At 64.4% G+C, this 15,802-nt stretch carries 13 protein-coding genes and 1 tRNA gene; 7 read left to right on the plus strand and 7 right to left on the minus strand.

Annotated elements, in window-relative coordinates; all coding sequences use genetic code 11:
- Positions 1–114 precede the first annotated feature (114 nt).
- The 6 genes from mce to FJ425_RS16970 all read left to right on the plus strand — a co-directional run bounded on the left by mce (position 115) and on the right by FJ425_RS16970 (position 6,581).
- Entirely contained in the window at positions 115–519 is a 405-nt protein-coding gene (gene mce, locus FJ425_RS16945) for a methylmalonyl-CoA epimerase (protein ID WP_140542006.1), read from the plus strand.
- On the plus strand, positions 516–800 hold the full coding sequence (locus FJ425_RS16950; RefSeq protein ID WP_095764873.1) for a DUF1467 family protein: 285 nt from the start codon (positions 516–518) through the stop codon (positions 798–800). The genes mce and FJ425_RS16950 overlap by 4 nt, the downstream gene beginning before the upstream one ends.
- Before the next feature lie 572 nt (positions 801–1,372).
- Complete coding sequence (gene proS, locus FJ425_RS16955) at positions 1,373–2,701, plus strand: proline--tRNA ligase (RefSeq protein WP_140724979.1); 1,329 nt, start codon at positions 1,373–1,375, stop codon at positions 2,699–2,701.
- Positions 2,698–3,984 (plus strand): lipoprotein-releasing ABC transporter permease subunit, encoded by a 1,287-nt coding sequence (locus FJ425_RS16960; RefSeq protein ID WP_140724982.1) that lies wholly within the window; start codon positions 2,698–2,700, stop codon positions 3,982–3,984. Before proS ends, FJ425_RS16960 begins: the two co-directional genes overlap by 4 nt.
- The gene (locus FJ425_RS16965; protein ID WP_181164814.1) at positions 3,981–4,664 is read left to right on the plus strand and encodes an ABC transporter ATP-binding protein; all 684 of its coding nucleotides are present in this window, start codon (positions 3,981–3,983) and stop codon (positions 4,662–4,664) included. The genes FJ425_RS16960 and FJ425_RS16965 overlap by 4 nt, the downstream gene beginning before the upstream one ends.
- A gap of 666 nt (positions 4,665–5,330) precedes the next feature.
- The gene (locus FJ425_RS16970) at positions 5,331–6,581 is read left to right on the plus strand and encodes an SRPBCC family protein (RefSeq protein ID WP_140724985.1); all 1,251 of its coding nucleotides are present in this window, start codon (positions 5,331–5,333) and stop codon (positions 6,579–6,581) included.
- Between the two features lie 10 nt (positions 6,582–6,591).
- Here the strand turns inward: FJ425_RS16970 and lipB are convergent, their stop codons facing one another.
- A complete protein-coding gene (gene lipB / locus FJ425_RS16975; protein WP_140626996.1) occupies positions 6,592–7,335 on the minus strand; it encodes a lipoyl(octanoyl) transferase LipB in 744 nt (247 codons plus the stop codon).
- Positions 7,336–7,574: 239 nt separating this feature from the next.
- On the opposite strand from lipB, the gene FJ425_RS16980 reads away from it, so the two are divergent.
- Positions 7,575–7,659: transfer RNA gene (locus tag FJ425_RS16980), tRNA-Leu, on the plus strand.
- 149 nt (positions 7,660–7,808) lie between these two features.
- Here the strand turns inward: FJ425_RS16980 and FJ425_RS16985 are convergent.
- The 6 genes from FJ425_RS16985 to FJ425_RS17010 form a co-directional block, all read right to left on the minus strand.
- A complete protein-coding gene (locus tag FJ425_RS16985) occupies positions 7,809–10,490 on the minus strand; it encodes a phosphoenolpyruvate carboxylase (RefSeq protein WP_140724988.1) in 2,682 nt (893 codons plus the stop codon).
- Positions 10,491–10,688: 198 nt separating this feature from the next.
- Complete coding sequence (gene sucD / locus FJ425_RS16990) at positions 10,689–11,588, minus strand: succinate--CoA ligase subunit alpha (protein WP_140542000.1); 900 nt, start codon at positions 11,586–11,588, stop codon at positions 10,689–10,691.
- Positions 11,589–11,601: 13 nt separating this feature from the next.
- Entirely contained in the window at positions 11,602–12,789 is a 1,188-nt protein-coding gene (locus tag FJ425_RS16995) for a malate--CoA ligase subunit beta (protein WP_140542015.1), read from the minus strand.
- Positions 12,790–12,807: 18 nt separating this feature from the next.
- The gene (locus FJ425_RS17000) at positions 12,808–13,785 is read right to left on the minus strand and encodes a CoA ester lyase (RefSeq protein WP_140541999.1); all 978 of its coding nucleotides are present in this window, start codon (positions 13,783–13,785) and stop codon (positions 12,808–12,810) included.
- Positions 13,786–13,795: 10 nt separating this feature from the next.
- Positions 13,796–14,986 (minus strand): aminotransferase class V-fold PLP-dependent enzyme, encoded by a 1,191-nt coding sequence (locus FJ425_RS17005; RefSeq protein WP_140724991.1) that lies wholly within the window; start codon positions 14,984–14,986, stop codon positions 13,796–13,798.
- Between the two features lie 121 nt (positions 14,987–15,107).
- Positions 15,108–15,779, minus strand: a complete 672-nt coding sequence (locus FJ425_RS17010) for a response regulator transcription factor (RefSeq protein WP_246673154.1) — start codon at positions 15,777–15,779, stop codon at positions 15,108–15,110.
- Positions 15,780–15,802 lie beyond the last annotated feature (23 nt).

Here is a 15,802-nt window from a genome sequence, read left to right on the forward strand (position 1 = left end):
AGGGATTAGGCAGTAGGCAATAGGAAAGGCAATTGCTTTTTAGCTCGCCAAATTTGCTTCTTCTCTACTGCCTACTGCCTACTGCCTACTGCCTACTGCCTGAGGAAACCGCCAATGCTTGGACGCCTGAACCATGTCGCGCTTGCCGTGCCGGATCTGGCCGCGGCAATGGCCGCCTATCGCGATACGCTGGGCGCGCGGCTGAGCGAGCCGCAAGCGCTTCCGGAGCATGGTGTGAGCGTGGCGTTCGTCGATGTCGGCAACACCAAGATCGAGTTGCTGGAGCCGCTGGGCGAGGCATCGCCCATCGCCGCGTTCCTCGAGAAGAACCCTTCGGGCGGCATGCATCACGTCTGCTATGAGGTCGACGATATCCTGGCCGCTCGCGATCATTTGAAGCAAAGCGGCGCGCGCGTGCTTGGCGATGGCAATCCGAAGATCGGCGCGCATGGCAAGCCGGTGCTGTTCCTGCATCCCAAGGATTTCTTCGGCACGCTGGTCGAACTGGAGCAGGCATGAACTGGATCCTGTTCGCGGCGCTGTTCTTCGTCACCTGGTGGCTGGTGCTGTTCGTCGTCCTTCCGTTCAGCCTGCGCACCCAGGACGACGACCAGGATGTCACGCTTGGCACCGTTTCCAGCGCACCGCGCGGCCCGCATATGCTGCGTGCCTTCGCCCGCGCGACGATCGTGACGGTGGTCGTGATGGGCATTCTCTACGGCCTGACGATGGGCCTGGGATTCAGCTTCGACGATATCATGCGGATCATGCCGGACTTTAGTCCGAATGCCCATCACTGAGGCTGAAGATACAGTCTCCCCAAGTATTAAGCAGCATACGCGCGCCAAGGTTGAATTCGGAAGCCGGCTTCCGAATTCGGCGACCAACTGTGGCTGATGCCGTTTGGCAGATGATCGCGCTAAGCAGATGATTGCACAAAAAAAATGCAAGGCACAAGGCCTTGCAATTTAAACGCGTCCGATCCGTTTCCGGTGTCCGGCGGCAGCGAGTTACCGCGCCTAGATCGCATCCTCCCAAGACTTTGACCGCGTAGGAGAGCAGATTTTTCTCCGCCCTCTCGGTTATCGGCGCACACTAGACCAAGGCAGGTGAAAATGTCACGAAGAATTTTGCCTCGAAACAGGCAATATCGTGCTGCACTGCACAATAGTGCGGCAGGGCTTGCTTGTGAATCGATCAAAAAGCCATTTGCGGCACTTTGCAGCCAAAATCGCCTTTTTGGTAAGGTGCAGAAGGCCCGATACTTTGGGGCACTCGGGTTTCCATTCGGCCATGAAATGGCTATGAAGCCCGGGCAAGCAGCCTCGGTTGCGCCGATTCCCGCGCCGCCATTTCACTCACGGACAAGTCCATGCGTTTGTCGCGCTATTTCCTGCCCATTCTCAAAGAAAATCCCCGCGAGGCCGAGATCGTCTCGCATCGGCTGATGCTGCGCGCCGGCATGATCCGCCAGCAGGGGCAGGGCAGCTTTTCGTGGCTGCCATTGGGCAAGCGCGTGCTGGACAAGGTCTGCCAGATCATCCGCGAGGAACAGAACCGCGCCGGCGCGCTGGAAATCCTGATGCCGACCATCCAGTCGGCGGATCTGTGGCGCGAAAGCGGCCGTTACAACGACTACGGCAAGGAGATGCTGCGCATCAAGGACCGCCAGGACCGCGACATGCTCTACGGGCCGACCAACGAAGAGATGGTCACCGAGATTTTTCGCGCCTACGTGAAGTCCTACAAGGACCTGCCGCTCAACCTCTACCATATCCAGTGGAAGTTCCGCGACGAGGTGCGCCCGCGCTTCGGCGTCATGCGCAGCAGAGAATTCCTGATGAAGGACGCCTATTCGTTCGACCTCGATTTCGAGGGCGCCAAGGCCGCCTACAACCGTATGTTCGTCTCATATCTCAGGACGTTCACACGCATGGGCCTGCAGGCCATTCCAATGCGCGCCGACACCGGTCCGATCGGCGGCGATCTCAGCCATGAGTTCATCATCCTGGCCGAAACCGGCGAGAGCCAGGTGTTCTGCGACCGCGCCTATCTGACGCTCGACGTGCCGGGCGCCGGCACGGACTTCTCCAACGACGCCGAGATCGGCGATATCGTGAAGAAGTGGACGACGCCTTATGCCGCCACCGACGAGATGCATGACGAGGCGGCCTGGGCGAACGTTCCGCCCAACGAGCAGGTCTCGGCGCGCGGCATCGAGGTCGGCCACATCTTCCACTTCGGCGAGAAATACTCCAAGCCCATGGGCGCCAAGGTGACCGGACCCGACGGCAAGGATCACTTCGCCTCTGGCGGCTCCTACGGCATCGGTCCATCGCGCCTGGTCGCGGCGATCATCGAGGCCAGCCATGACGAGAACGGCATCATCTGGCCGGAAGCGGTGGCGCCCTTCGATATCGGGCTGATCAACATGAAGGTCGGCGACGGCGAATGCGACCGCGTCTGCGACGAGCTCTATGCGGCTCTGACTTCGGCGGGCAAGGACGTGCTTTATGACGACACCGACCAGCGTCCCGGCGGCAAATTCGCCACCGCCGACCTGATCGGGCTGCCGTGGCAGGTGATCGTCGGCCCGCGCGGCGTGGCCGCCGGCGAGGTCGAGATCAAGAGCCGCAAATCGGGCGAGCGCGCGACGCTGCCGATCGCCGAGGCCAAGAAACGCCTGGGTATCGCCGCATGAACGAGGCGGCGGCAGCGGCCAGGTCAGCGGCGGGCGCTTTCTCCGGCTTCGAGCGCATGGTGGCGTGGCGCTATCTGCGCTCGCGCCGCAAGGAGACGGTGATCTCGGTCATCGCCTCGATCTCCTTCCTCGGCATCATGCTCGGAGTCGCGACGTTGATCGTCGTCATGGCCGTGATGAACGGTTTCCGCGCCGAATTGCTGACCCGCATCCTCGGCGTCAACGGCCATCTCATCGTGCAGCCGCTCGATTCGCCGCTGGAGGACTACGCCCAGGTGGCGAGCCGCATCAACGGTGTTTCGGGCGTCAAATACGCCATCCCGCTGATCGACGGCCAGGTCCTGGCGCAAGGCAATGTCGGCGGCGGCACGGGCGCCCTGGTGCGCGGCATCCGCGGCGAGGACCTCGGCAAGATTTCGATCGTCGCCAGCAACATCAAGCAGGGCACGCTCGACGGCTTCGATACCGGCGACGGCGTGGCGATCGGCAAGCGCATGGCCGAAAGCCTCGGGCTGGTGCTCGGCGACACGATCACGCTGATCTCGCCGGACGGCGACGTGACGCCGCTCGGCACCACGCCGCGCATGAAGGGCTACAAGGTGACGGCGATCTTCGAGGTCGGCATGTCGGAATATGACAGCTCGATCGTCTATATGCCGTTCTCGGAAGCGCAGCTCTATTTCAACATGGATGGGCGAGCCCAGACCATCGAGATCTATGTCGACAATCCCGACAATGTCGACGCGTTGAAGCCGCTGGTCGAGCAGGCGGCGCAGCGGCCGGTCGACCTCGTCGACTGGCGCCAGCGCAACGAGACCTTCTTCTCGGCGCTGCAGGTCGAGCGCAACGTCATGTTCATGATCCTGACGCTGATCGTGCTGGTGGCGGCGCTCAACATCATTTCCGGCCTCATCATGCTGGTGAAGGACAAGGGCCACGACATCGCCATCCTGCGCACGATGGGCGCCTCGCGCGGCGCGATCCTGCGCATCTTCCTGATGACCGGCGCGGCGATCGGCGTCACCGGCACCATCGCCGGCGTGCTGCTCGGCGTCGTCATCTGCATCAATATCGAATCGATCCGCCAGTTCTTCTCCTGGATGACCGGCAGGATCCTGTTCAACCCCGAGCTCTATTTCCTCAGCCAGCTGCCTGCCAAGATGGATCCGCGCGAGACGACCTATGTCGTCATCATGGCGCTGGCCCTGTCGTTCCTCGCGACGGTGTTCCCGGCCTGGCGGGCCGCCCGGCTCGATCCCGTCGAAGCCTTGAGGTACGAATGATGGCCGAGGCCATTATCGAGTTGAAGGGCGTCGAGCGGCACTACGTCCAGGGGCCGCGCAAGCTCACCATTCTGAACGGCGCCGACTTTTCGCTCAGGCGCGGCGAGATGGTGGCGCTGGTGGCGCCGTCCGGCACCGGCAAGTCGACGCTTTTGCACACGGCGGGTCTGCTGGAGCGGCCCGACGCCGGCGACGTGATCCTCGCCGGCCGTGCGTGCGGCCGGCTCTCGGACGAGGAGCGCACCGCGATCCGCCGCAACGATGTCGGCTTCGTCTATCAGTTCCATCATTTGCTACCGGAGTTCTCCGCGCTCGAGAACATCATGATGCCGCAACTGATCAAGGGGCTCGGCCGCAAGGAAGCATCCGAGCGGGCGGCACAGCTCCTCGACTATATGCAGATCGGCAAGCGCGCGCAGCACCGGCCGGCCGAGCTTTCCGGCGGCGAGCAGCAGCGCGTCGCCATTGCCCGCGCGGTCGCCAACGCGCCGCTGGTGCTCCTGGCCGACGAGCCGACCGGCAATCTCGATCCGGTCACCGCGTCCTACGTGTTCGATGCGCTGGAGGCGCTGGTCAGGCAGTCGGGCCTTGCGGCGCTGATCGCCACCCACAACCACGAGCTCGCCGGCCGCATGGACCGGCGGGTGACGTTGGCCGAGGGGAAGGTCGTGCCGCTATAGGTCCCAATGTCATCATCGTAGGGCGAAGCTCCGCGAAGCGGAGCGAAGACCCTAGGATCCTGTGTGTTGACCTCTGCCGAAGAATGCGACGCCGCAGAGGGGGCAGCGGGCGGCTCTTAGAAGCCTTGTTCCGCACCGTAACGAAACATCAATCTCACGGAATGGATTCTAGGGTCTGCGCGCGTCGCTTCGCTCCTTGCTCCGCCCTAGAATGACGAAGCCATCGGCGTGTTGGCCAATCGCAAACGGCTGCGATGTGCCCGCGGAGCAAAGCCGCTAACCTTTCCTTAACCCTGCCCAAACGGACCGCTCGAATTTCCCCGGCGCGCCGTCGACGGTCGTTGACATTCGAACAAAATTAGAACAAATTACGAACATTCCAACAACGGAGAGAGTTATGTCTGATCTGGTTCAGGATGTTGTCTCGCTGGTTTGCATGAGCACCTTTCTCGTTTCCATGGCGATCTGGATCGGCGCCATGTGATCGGGCGGCTTCGCCGCTACCGGGACGGGCAATGGCCCGTCCGTTGTTCGGGCGGGCAACAAGGCCCGCCTGTGGGATAAGCAAAGCCCGCCTGGGACGGGCAAGAGCCCACCCATTGCTGTTAAGTCTTTCTTGGCCGCGTCGCCGCTAGGCTGCTCCTTCAAGACAGGGAGCCAACACAAGTGTCGGTCATCGTCACGGTCACGCTCGTGGCCGGCAATCTCGGACTGATCTTTCTTTTGATGACCGTGCCGCTTGGACTGCGCACGGTGACGGTCAGCCGCGTGATCAAGGCCGATCGCAATCGCCTTTGGCAGGCGCTGTGGCCGTTCGGCAGCGACGCCGGCTGGTCGGGCGAAATCCTTGCCGCCCAGCCGCTGGATAGCGAAGGGGCGGCGCAGATCCGGCTCTCCTGGGAAGGACGGGACGGGCGGCCGATCGACCGCAAGGCGCGGTTCGAGGATGTGAGGGAGGGAAGCTGCTTCTCGATGACGGTCCTTGAGGATACGGCGCTCGATCCCTCGTTCTGGGCGAACTATCGCGAGACCGTCGAACTCGTACCGGACGGTGACGCCACGCGGGTGACGCTCAGCCAGACAGATCGCTATCGGGGTGTCGCGTTCCTGATCTTCCGTTTCTTCGCCATGCGCCGCGAATTGCGCAAGCTCGACGTCTGGGCGGCGACGGGCACGTATCGCAGGGGCGGCTGGTTCGAGCATCCGCTGAGCCAAATCGGCTTCGCCGTGCTTTCGGCCCTGATCCTGTGGCCGTTCTTCGGGCTCAATCTTGGCGGCCTGGCGCTGGCGGCGATCCTCACCTCGGTGGTCGCCCTGCACGAGCTTGGCCATATGGCCGCCTTCCGCCTGACGGGGCATCGCCGGGCGCGGATGATCTTCATTCCGCTGCTTGGCGGCATCGCCATCGGCGGCAGGCCCTATGACAGCCGCTTCGAGGTCGCCTTCGTGGCGCTTATGGGCGCCGGCTTCTCCGCCTTCCTGGTGCCGGTGCTGATCGCCGCCAGCGGCTTCGCCAATAGCGAAGGACATCGGCTGGCCGCAATGCTTTTGGCCACGCTTGCCGGCTGCGCGTCGCTGTTCAACATCGCCAATCTGGTGCCGGTGTGGAAATTCGACGGCGGTCAGGTGCTGCGCCAGATCTGCCCGGGCCCGGCCGCACTTGCGCTGGCGTCCTTCCTGCTGCTCTTGGCGCTTCTGTCGCTCGGCTGGCGGGCTGGTTTCTCGCCGAAATTCCTGCTGATCGCCGGCGCGGTATTCGCGATCCTCAGCTTGATCACCGTGGGCAGCGGCGTGAAGCCGCGCCACGAGCTGAAGCCGATCCGGCCCTTCGACAGGCTGGCCATGGCCGGCGCGCTGCTCGCCGTTTTTGCCATCCATGGCTACGGGATGCTGTGGGCGTCCGCGCAGCTCATGTAGGCGGAGCGGCTTAGCTAGCCTTGCGAGCGGGCTCGGCGGCAGAAACTGCGGCAGGTCCGAACACATCCTCGAACGCAGCTTTCAGCGCGAGGTCGAGGTCGGCCATGGTGACCGGCAGCCCAAGATCGACGAGGCTGGTCACGCCATGATCCGAGACGCCGCAGGGCACGATGCCGCTGAAATGGCCGAGGTCCGGTTCGACATTGATGGCGATGCCGTGGAAGCTCACCCAGCGCCGCAGCCGGATGCCGATGGCCGCGATCTTGTCTTCGGCGGGCGTGCCGTCCGGCAGGGCGGGCCGGTTCGGTCGTACCACCCAGACGCCGACGCGGTCCTCGCGCCGCTCGCCGCGCACGTTGAAGGCGGCGAGCGTGGCGATGATCCATTGCTCGAGCGCCGCGACGAAGGCGCGCACATCCTCGCGCCGGCGCTTCAGGTCGAGCATCACATAGGCCACGCGCTGGCCGGGACCGTGATAGGTATATTCGCCGCCGCGCCCGGCGGCAAAGACCGGAAAGCGGTCGGCATCGATCAGGTCTTCAATTCGCGCGCTGGTTCCGGCGGTGTAGAGCGGCGGATGCTCGACCAGCCAGACCATCTCGCCGGCAGCACCGCTGCGGATCGCCTCGGCGCGCGCTTCCATGAAGGCCAGCGCGTCCGGATAAGAGGTGAAGCCAGGTTCGATCATCCATTCCACCGGCGACGAACCAGGCAGGGGAAGGAACGACGTGGCGATCTGGCTGCGTTCGGTCATGGAACTTTCTCGATGCTCCTCTCATATGGCGGCAATCGGCCAAAACGTCCAGTTTCGCCAGTGTGAAGCCGAGCCGCGGCGGCTTGTGCCAGCCGCTTTGCCTGATGCACGTCGTCCTCCCAAAACCTCTGCGCAGTTGTGGGCGATACGCATTCGCGAATATTCCGCTCGGCGCACTTGTTTCGCCGGAAACGATTTGCTACAGGCCCCGGGCCGGTCGGTTCCGGCTCCTACCACGTGCGGTCGTGGCGGAATTGGTAGACGCGCAGCGTTGAGGTCGCTGTGGGGCAACCCGTGGAAGTTCGAGTCTTCTCGACCGCACCATTCTCCCCAAAAGCCTGTTGAATTTGGCTTCGGCGAGCGATCGTCGCTGCCGGCGGTTTCCTAGACCAAAGTGAAGCGGCGGCGGGCCATGAGACCACACCGCCGCTGATGCTTGACGCGAGGCGATTCCGGCAACCGGCAAACCGAGCCTATCCCGTCCACCCCAGACCGGCCGAGATGCAGTTGATCGAGACGAGCAGGGCGTCGGTCGCCCGCCTTTGATCTGTGCTTGTGCCTGCCCGAGCTTCGCGCAGCAGATTGACCTGCAGCCGGTGGATGTCGTCCATCTGCCGGCGCAGATTGTCGAAACGCCTTTTGAACATCGGGAAGCGCGCGGAAAGGTCGCCTCCCGTAAGGTCGCCGATCAGGCGCCGCGTCAGCTCGTATTCGGCCGCGATGCGGGCGTGGATTCTTGCCGCCGCATCGCTGTCGGACACCAGGTCGGCATAGAGCCGTGCGATCTCCATGTCGGACTGGTAGAGCGTCTTTTCGGCCTCGTCGACGATCAGGCGGAAGAAGCGCGAATGCTCGAACATGCGGGTCAGAAGCTCGCGCCCGGCCTCGCCGCGCACCGTGACGAACGCGCTCAGCGCGCTGCCTATGCCGTACCAGCCGGTCAACAGATGTCGGTTCTGGCTCCACGCGAACACCCACGGAATGGCGCGCAGGTCGGCAATGCCGCTGGCGCCGAAACGGCGATCCGGCCGTGATCCCATTTTCAAGAGCGCCAGTTCGGCGACCGGGCTCGCCTGGTTGAAATAGTCGAGGAAGCCCGGCTCGGCCATCAATCCGGCGTAGGATGCTTGCGACATGCCCGCCAGCGCTTCCAGCGCTTCGTCGAACTCCGGCGATTCCTTCGGCCCGGCATCGCCGGGCGATCCGATCCCGTGCGCCAGCACGGCAGCGGCGAGAACCTCGAGCTGGTTGAGGCCGGTGCCGCGATTGGCGAATTTCGACGAAACGACCTCGCCCTGCTCGGTCACCCGCATGGTTCCGGCGACGGTGCCCTGCGGTTGCGCCGCGATCGCCCGGCCGGTCGGCGCGCCGCCGCGGCTGACGGAGCCGCCGCGGCCGTGAAAGAAGCCGATCCTGACCTTATGCTTGCGACCGATGGCGGCGAGGCGCTTCTGCGCCTTTGCCAGTTCCCAATTCGAAGCGAGGAATCCGCCGTCCTTGTTGGAGTCCGAATAGCCAAGCATGATTTCCTGGCGCGCGCCGAAATCCCGCACCGTGCGCCGCACAAGGGAAACGTCGAGCAATGCGTTCAGGACGCCGGGTGCAGCCTGCAGGTCGGCGATGGTCTCGAACAACGGCACGATCCGCAGCCTGATCGTGGCGTCGCCGCCGGGCGCGGTGGAGAGCCCGCAATATTGCGCCAGCAGGTAGACCGCGAGCAGGTCGTCGGCCGAGCGGGTCATGCTGAGCACGAAAGAGCCGACGGCGTCGGCATCCGCGCTGGATATTTGTTCGCGGATGACAGCGAATGTCGACAGCAGTTCACCTGCCTCCGGCGAGAGTTGGCTTGCGTCGATCTGCAGCCGCTCGCCCTGGCTGAGCGCCCCGCGGATGCGCGCCGACCATTGCGGCGTGCCGGCGGCGATCGGATCGGTGGCGTCTATCAGCGCAAACAGCTCGGCCAGCACTCGATTGACGACTGTGGAGTTCTGCCGGATGTCGAGCGAGACCGTGCGGAAGCCAAAGCTTCCGACCTGCCAAACGAGCGGCTGGATGAAACGCCTGGCGACCGCGCGGCCGCCGATCGCTTCGAGGACTGACGAGAGGGCGTTGAGATCGGCGCGAAACGCCTCCGCCGACGGGTAGGCCGCCTTGCCGCCGTCACGGGTGGCGACCAGCCGGGCCAGCAGGGCCGAAGCGAACTGGCGCAGCGGTTCGTCAGGATTGCGGGCGGCTATCTCTTGCGCCTCTCCACTCTTATCAAGCGCTGTTTGCAGCACCGGCCTGAAGCCGGCCGGCAGCTCGATGACGTTCGAACTGGCGCTGAGCACCGTCACCAGCCGCTGCGCCTGAGCCAGGTACCAGCCTATAGCGGTGTTGCGGTATTCGGCCATGGCGTAGGCGGTGACTTCGGCCGTGACATTCGGATTGCCGTCACGGTCGCCGCCGATCCACGAGGCATAGCGCATGAAGGAGGGAATTCGGATCGGCTCGCCCGGATAGTGGCGCTCGCAGGAGCTCTGAAGCTTGCCATAGAGCTGCGGCGTTGCCTCGAAGATAACTTCGCGGAAGAAATGAAGTCCCCAGGCGATCTCGCGCTCGACCGTCGGTCGCTCCAGCCGCAGCTCGCCCGTCATCCACAAAAGCTCGATCTCGCTTTCCAGGTCGGCGATCAAGAGATCGCGTTCGCGCGGCGCCCAGCGCGGCTGGTCGAGCTCGGTCAGCTTGCGATAGATGCGGCGGTGGATTTCCAGCACCGTGACGCGTTTGGCCTCCGTCGGATGCGCGGTCATGGTCGGGCCGACGCAAAGTTCGTCGAGCGCCGCCTGGGCTTCCGCCGCCGAGTGGCCGCTCGCCGCCATCTCGGCAATCACGCTGGCGAAGGAGCCAGGCACTTCGTCGGCGCCCGCGCCTTGCTCGAGCTCGCGCCGCGCCCGCATCGCCAGCAACTCGTCGGCAATCGCCAGCAACTGGAACCACACGCCGCTCGCCTGAAGCGCCGGGATGCGCTGCTCCGGGGCCAGCGAGACAAGTGACCTGCGGCCGCTCAGGACCGCGGCGATCTCGGGCTCGCGCGCGCTTGCGACCTGAAGCAGCAGACGTAACAGCAGGCTGCGCTCGTCCTCACGAAACTTGATGGGTTTGCTCTGTTCCAAAGCCGCTTTCCCGATCGTCAGCCGATTTGCCGCTGCGCTGCTAAGCAGTTGTCTTCAGGCAATCCCGGACGGCCGCAGCGCACGTTTCCCGGAATTGCTCTTCATACGGGCAGCGCCGAGCGCACGGGCCGACGACCATCGAGGAGGCCGGCCCGGAACAGGCTTCACATCCTGTCGCGATTCTCGCCTGGTCGGCCGTCAAGCCGCCTTCTTCGTCCGCGCCAGCGTATCGGCCACGACCTCGCCGAAGGAGGCGGGGGTCGGCACGATAACGACGCCGGCTTCCTTGAGGATTTCGACCTTTTCCTGCGCCGACTCGCCGAAGGCGGAGATGATCGCGCCGGCATGGCCCATGCGGCGGCCTTTCGGCGCGGAAAGGCCGGCGATATAGGCGATCAGCGGCTTCCTCATATTGTCGCGCGCCCAGATCGCGGCTTCGGCCTCCTGCGGGCCGCCGATCTCGCCGATCATCACCACGGCGTCGGTGTCGTCGTCGCGTTCGAAGAGCTGCAGGATGTCCTTGAAGGACGAGCCGTTGATCGGATCGCCGCCGATGCCGACGCTGGTCGAGACGCCGATGCCCAGCGCTTTCATCTGCGATGCGGCCTCGTAACCCAGCGTGCCGGAACGGCCGACGATGCCGACGCGTCCGGGCAGATAGATGCTGCCCGGCATGATGCCCATCAGCGCCTGTCCGGGGGTGATGACGCCGGCGCAATTCGGTCCGACCAGCCGCATGCGATCCTCGAAGCGGTAGCGGCGCATGTAGCGCTTGACCTGCATCATGTCCTGCGAGGGGATGCCGTCCGTGATGCAGACGCAAATCTTGATGCCGGCGTCGGCCGCTTCCATGATCGAATCGGCGGCGAAGGGCGGCGGCACGAAGACGATGCTGGCCTCGGCGCGGGTCTCGCGCACGGCGCCCTTGACGGTGTTGAAGATGGGCAGGCCGAGATGCGTCTGGCCGCCCTTGCCGGGGGTGACGCCGCCGACCAGCTTGGTGCCGTAGCGCTTCATGTCGTCGGCGTGGAAGCTGCCGATCTTGCCGGTGAAACCTTGCACGATGACGCGCGTGCTGCGGTTGAGCAGGATTGCCATTTCTCGACCTCCCTCAGGCTGCTTTTTTGTTCTTGGCGGCTGCGCGCCAGGCGGCGACGGCTTTTTCGGCGGCTTCGGCCAGCGTGTCGGCGACGATCACCTTCTCGCCGGAATCGGCCAGGATCTTGCGTCCTTCCTCGACCTTGGTGCCGGATAGGCGCACCACCAGAGGGACGTCGACGCCGACCTCGCGGATCGCCTTGATGACGCCTTCAGCCACCCAGTCGCAGCGGTTGATACCGGCGAAGATGTTGACCAGGATTGCCTCGACATTCTTGTCGCCGAGCACGGCGCGGAAGGACTTTGCTACCCGCTCCGGCGAGGCGCCGCCGCCGATGTCGAGGAAATTGGCCGGCTCGCCGCCGGCGATCTTGATCATGTCCATCGTTGCCATGGCGAGGCCTGCGCCGTTGATGATGCAGCCGATATTGCCGTCGAGCCCGACATAGGAGAGGCCGCGGTCGCTGGCGAAGGTTTCGCGCGGATCTTCCTGGCTCTTGTCGCGCAGCTCGGAAATCTCCGGCCGGCGGAACAGCGCGTTCTCGTCGAACGACATTTTGGCGTCGAGTGCGACGAGGCTGCCGTCGCGCGTCACCACCAGCGGGTTGATCTCCAGCATTGAGGCGTCGTAGTCGCGGAACACCTGGTAGCAGCCGAGGATGGTTTCGGTCGCCTTGCCGATCAGGTTGCTCTCAAGCCCGAGGCCGAAGGCGATTTCGCGCGCCTGGAAGCCTTGCATCCCGACGCCCGGATCGACGGTGGCGCGGATGATGGAGTCCGGCTTCTTTTCGGAGATGTCCTCGATCTCCATGCCGCCGGCGGCCGATGCCACGATCATGACGCGCTCTTCCTTGCGGTCGAGCACGAAGCCGAGATAGAGCTCCTGCGCTATATCGACGGCTTCCTCGAGATAGAGGCGCGAGATCAGCTTGCCGCGCGGGCCGGTCTGCTGCGTCACCAGCTTGCGCCCAAGCATGGCTTCTGCCGCGTTGGAAATCTCCTCGTCGTTCGAGCAGAGTTTTATCCCGCCGGCCTTGCCGCGCGCGCCGGAATGGACCTGCGCCTTCAGCACCCATTTGGCGCCGCCGATCTCCCGGGCACGATAGGTCGCCTGCTCGGGGCTGTAGGCGAGGCCGCCGCGCGGCACGTGCACGCCGTGGCGAGCAAGCAGTTCCTTGGCCTGGTATTCGTGGATGTCCATCATGTCCTCCGGGTATGTCTATTGCGCGGCTTGCGGCTTTTGTTCGCTGGCAAGATGGCCTGCGCGTTCGATCGCCTCGTTCACCACCAGCACGTTGCGCGCCATGCGCTCCGACGCCGCGTCGATCATCTTGCCGTCGAGCGCCGCCGCGCCCTTGCCGAGCGCCTCGGCTTCCTTCAGCACTTCGAGGATACGCCTGGCCCGCGTGACTTCTTTCTCCGGCGGCGAGAACACATCGTTGGCCAAGGCGATCTGCGAAGGGTGGATCGCCCATTTGCCTTCGATACCGAGCGCGGCGGCACGCCTCGCGGCCGCCTTGTAGCCCTCCGGATCGGAGAAATCGCCGAATGGACCGTCAATCGCGCGCAGGCCGTAGGCGCGGCAGGCGACCGTCATGCGCGACAGGGCGAAATGCCACTGGTCGCCCGGATAGTCGGGATTGAGGCCGCCGATGTTGACGGTGCGCGCCTTGTTGCTGGCGGCATAGTCGGCGACGCCGAAATGCATCGCCTCCAGCCGGCCCGGCGTGGCGGCGATCGCCTCGACATTGGCCATGCCCAGCGCCGTCTCGATCAACGCCTCGAGGCCGACACGGGTCTTGAAACCCTTGGCCATCTCGATCTGGTTGACCATGGCCTCGACCATATAGAGGTCGGCCGGCACGCCGACCTTTGGCACCAGGATCGTGTCCAGCCGGTCGCCGGCCTGCTCCATGACGTCGACGACGTCGCGGTACATGTAATGCGTGTCGAGCCCGTTGATGCGCACCGAGACGGTCTTGCCCTTTGCGCGCCAGTCGATGTCGTTCAGCGCCTGGATGATGTTCTTGCGGGCACGCTCCTTGTCGGGCGGCGCCACCGCGTCCTCGATGTCGAGGAAGACGAAGTCGGCGGCGCTGTTGGCCGCCTTGTCGATCATCTCCGGGCTGGAGCCCGGAACGGCAAGCTCGCTGCGCTGCAGCCTCAGCTTCTTCAGATGGTTGATGGTGTGGCTCATGGTGCGCTCCTCACGCCGCTCTGGCGACCGGCACGTCGGCCGTGCGGCGGAAATGCTCGATCGCCGCCGCCACGCCCGAGCCGGGGGCCAGGCGCACGCCGCAATCGAGCAGCGCCATTTCGGCGGCCGACAGCGAGGCCAGCACCATCACCTCGTTCAGCCAGCCGAGATGGCCGATGCGGAAGACCTTGCCGGCCACCTTGTTGAGGCCGCCACCGAGCGAGGTATTGTATTGCTGGTAGGCGCGCTTGACGACATTCGCGCTGTCGATGCCTTCCGGCACCAGGATGGCGCTGACCGTGTCGGAGTGCCATTGCGCTGTCTTGGCGCACAGCTTCAGGCCCCAGGCGTCGACGGCCTTGCGCACGCCCTCGGCAAGGCGATGGTGGCGGACGAAGATGTTCTCCAACCCTTCCTCGGCAATCAGGTCGAGCGAGGCGCGCAGGCCGCGCAGCAATTGGGTCGCCGGCGTGTAAGGGAAGTAGCCGGCGTCATTGGCGCGGATCATGTCCTCGAAGGAAAAGTAGCAGTGCCGGTGTGTCGCCACCCGCGAAGCGGCAAGCGCCTTCTTGCTGACCGACAGGAAGCCGAGGCCGGCCGGCAGCATGAAGCCTTTCTGTGAGCCGCTGACGGCGCAGTCGACGCCCCATTCCTCCTGGCGGAAGTCGATCGAGCCGATCGAGGAAACGCCGTCGACGAAGAGAAGGGCAGGATGGTGCGCCGCATCGAGCGCGGCGCGGCAGCCGGCGACGTCGCTGGTGACGCCGGTCGCGGTCTCGTTCTGGGTGCAGAAGACAGCCTTGATGCGGTGCGCCTTGTCGGCCCGAAGCTTCTCGGCATAGAGCTCGAGCGGAACGCCGGTGCCCCACTCGCAGTCGATGACGTCGACATCGAAGCCGAGGCGCTCGGCCATGTCGACCCACAGATGCGAGAATTGGCCGAAGCGCGACATCAGCACCTTGTCGCCGGGGCTGAGGACATTGGTCATCGCCGCTTCCCAGGCACCGGTGCCGGAGGAGGGGTAGATGAAGACGCGGCCGGTCTCGTTCTTGAAGACCTTCTTGATGTCCTCGAACAGCGGTAGCGTCAGGTTGGAGAAGGAGGAGGCGCGCATATCCTCCATTGGGAGGTTCATGGCTTGCCGGACCTGTTCCGGAATGTTGGTGGGTCCTGGGATAAAGAGATGGGTAAACCCAGCCATGCGCGAAACTCCTCCGATCGTTGGGATAGTGGAGGCAGTTTCGTTTCGATGAGGCCTTGCAACAACACCTTGCCGGGTAAGTTGTTGGCCCTTGCGGGTGGGATGATCCTACCCGGTTGGCCTACCCTATAGGTGATTTGGAGGTGCGGCGTTTCTCGCTCGAATAGAGCGCGACGGCCATGGCGCGGTTGCGGACGTCCAGCTTGTCGTAGAGGTTCTTCAGGTGATACTTCACTGTGTTCTCGGAAATCCCGGTCCGCGTTGCGATCTGCAGATTGGTCCAGCCGTCGGAAAGCACCGCCAGCAATTCGCGCTCGCGCACGGTGAGCCGGGACAGCGGCGTGTCGTTGACCTTGTTGATGTCGATGTAGGGAATGCAGATGCGCCCGTGGGCGACCGCCAGGATCGTCTCGAAGATGACGGGCGGATCGTCGAACTGGAAGCAGTACCCTTGAGCGCCGAGGCGCACGCATTGCTTCAGGATGCCGATGTCGTGGTCGTTGGAGAAGATCGCGATGCGCACGCCAAGCTCGCGGCTCTGGACTTCCGCAAGCACATCGGCGCCGTCCATGTCGGCCAGCTTCCAGCCGACGACGGCGACATCGAATTGCGTGGCGGCGGCCAGTTCCAGGAATTGCGCGCCGCTGTGCACGACACCGAGCAAATCGAAGCGGCCGTCGCATTCCAGCATCTCGCGTAAAGCCGAAACGACGAACGGATTGCGTTCGGCGACGACCACGCGAACGCGCCGCTCGGCATTTCCTTCGCTCGTCTTTCCGGACTTGATGTTCAAGGGCAGCGTTTGTCCTCGGAGCA

The sequence above is a fragment of the Mesorhizobium sp. B2-7-2 genome, from assembly GCF_006440775.1.
In the GTDB taxonomy this organism is placed as follows: Bacteria; Pseudomonadota; Alphaproteobacteria; order Rhizobiales; family Rhizobiaceae; genus Mesorhizobium.

What these genes read in the sequence shown, in the direction of transcription:
- FJ425_RS17005 (WP_140724991.1), bottom strand. Translation starts at nt 14,986, where the DNA reads ATGGCTGGGTTTACCCATCTCTTTATCCCAGGACCCACCAACATTCCG.
- sucD (WP_140542000.1), bottom strand. Translation starts at nt 11,588, where the DNA reads ATGGCAATCCTGCTCAACCGCAGCACGCGCGTCATCGTGCAAGGTTTC.
- FJ425_RS16960 (WP_140724982.1), top strand. Translation starts at nt 2,698, where the DNA reads ATGAACGAGGCGGCGGCAGCGGCCAGGTCAGCGGCGGGCGCTTTCTCC.
- FJ425_RS16995 (WP_140542015.1), bottom strand. Translation starts at nt 12,789, where the DNA reads ATGGACATCCACGAATACCAGGCCAAGGAACTGCTTGCTCGCCACGGC.
- FJ425_RS16965 (WP_181164814.1), top strand. Translation starts at nt 3,981, where the DNA reads ATGATGGCCGAGGCCATTATCGAGTTGAAGGGCGTCGAGCGGCACTAC.
- mce (WP_140542006.1), top strand. Translation starts at nt 115, where the DNA reads ATGCTTGGACGCCTGAACCATGTCGCGCTTGCCGTGCCGGATCTGGCC.
- FJ425_RS17000 (WP_140541999.1), bottom strand. Translation starts at nt 13,785, where the DNA reads ATGAGCCACACCATCAACCATCTGAAGAAGCTGAGGCTGCAGCGCAGC.
- proS (WP_140724979.1), top strand. Translation starts at nt 1,373, where the DNA reads ATGCGTTTGTCGCGCTATTTCCTGCCCATTCTCAAAGAAAATCCCCGC.
- lipB (WP_140626996.1), bottom strand. Translation starts at nt 7,335, where the DNA reads ATGACCGAACGCAGCCAGATCGCCACGTCGTTCCTTCCCCTGCCTGGT.
- FJ425_RS16950 (WP_095764873.1), top strand. Translation starts at nt 516, where the DNA reads ATGAACTGGATCCTGTTCGCGGCGCTGTTCTTCGTCACCTGGTGGCTG.